The sequence below is a fragment of the Parashewanella hymeniacidonis genome (assembly GCF_016900895.1).
Lineage (GTDB): Bacteria > Pseudomonadota > Gammaproteobacteria > Enterobacterales > Shewanellaceae > Parashewanella > Parashewanella hymeniacidonis.
The window spans coordinates 1-1,167 of sequence record NZ_JAFEUN010000292.1; the positions used below are offsets into that span (position 1 = coordinate 1).

A 1,167-nucleotide genomic window follows, 5' to 3' on the forward strand; every position below is an offset into this window, starting at 1 on the left:
CGTAACCTGTTGTCTATTTGCTAGTCGAGTAAGCCAGCAAAGACTGATGTCAGTCTCTATTTACCATAACTAACGTTGTGCGCATCTGATGTAAGCCCTAAGTTGTTTTTTAGGGCTAGTCGTGGCTTTCAGAAATTTGATGTTCATAATTCGATTTCAGAGGTACTTTTTCTAATGCAATTTATTGATTACGAACTGAAACCGAAAGACGTTTTTGTCCAGAAACGGTCTGCTTACCGTAAGTGAATTAATTAAAACCTGATAGTTTTATCTCTTTTGAACTTCAGCAATTCACCCAAGTTGTTTTTTCATCGCTTTAGCGTTAAAATGCGCAGCCCTCAAGCTGAGTTAGTGATCGGCCTGAGATAAACCTTAAAAAGCAGTTGGACGCCTTTGGTTGATAGCTGCTTGATAAACCGAGAAAAAGCAGAATTTTAAGCTCACCGTAAGGTGTATGCTTGACGTTCATAAACTGGCTAAAATTGCCGCTAGCTGCGTTATGAATTTTTCAAGTAGAAATACTACTTGATGCAATTCAAGCCTTGCTAACAACAATTTTTTCTGCGTTTAAGAACGCCACCAACTGCTCTTTTAAGGTTATGACTTAAATATTTGGAGATATACATGTCACTAAGTCCTGAAGCGAAAGCAAAAATCGTAGCTGAATACAGCCGCGGTGAAAACGATACTGGTTCTGTAGAAGTTCAAGTTGCATTGTTGACTGCACAAATCAACCACCTGCAATCTCACTTCAAAGAGCACATCCATGATCATCACTCTCGTCGTGGTCTTCTACGTATGGTTAGCTCACGTCGTAAGCTTACTGCATACCTTAAGAAGAAAGACGCAGAGCGTTACACTGCTCTTATCCAGAAACTAGGTCTACGTCGTTAATTTCGCAACGTATCCCAGTTTTGAAAAAGAGGCTTTTTAGCCTCTTTTTTCGTTTCTATTATCTCTTCCATACATAAAAGTGTAATCGTCATACAAACCGTTACAAACCTCAGTGTTATTTCTTTGTATTATTTAAATCAGTGATTGATTTAAGGCTCATATCGGGTTCAAGACTGCTAGGTAACCAATAGTTGAATGAGTGGCTCAAGCAGCCCTTTACCTCGTAGGCCAGCATTGTGTACAAACTCAAAAAAACCAAGATAAAGAGGGAGT

1 protein-coding gene is annotated in these 1,167 nt (G+C 39.2%); it reads left to right on the forward strand.

The features are described 5' to 3' along the window. Window positions 1–624: 624 nt before the first annotated feature. A complete protein-coding gene (gene rpsO, locus JQC92_RS22395) occupies window positions 625–894 on the forward strand; it encodes a 30S ribosomal protein S15 (RefSeq protein WP_129945363.1) in 270 nt (89 codons plus the stop codon). Window positions 895–1,167: the final 273 nt, after the last annotated feature.

Bases quoted from the DNA above. Each gene is read 5' to 3' on its own strand.
- rpsO (WP_129945363.1), top strand. From the start codon at position 625: ATGTCACTAAGTCCTGAAGCGAAAGCAAAAATCGTAGCTGAATACAGC.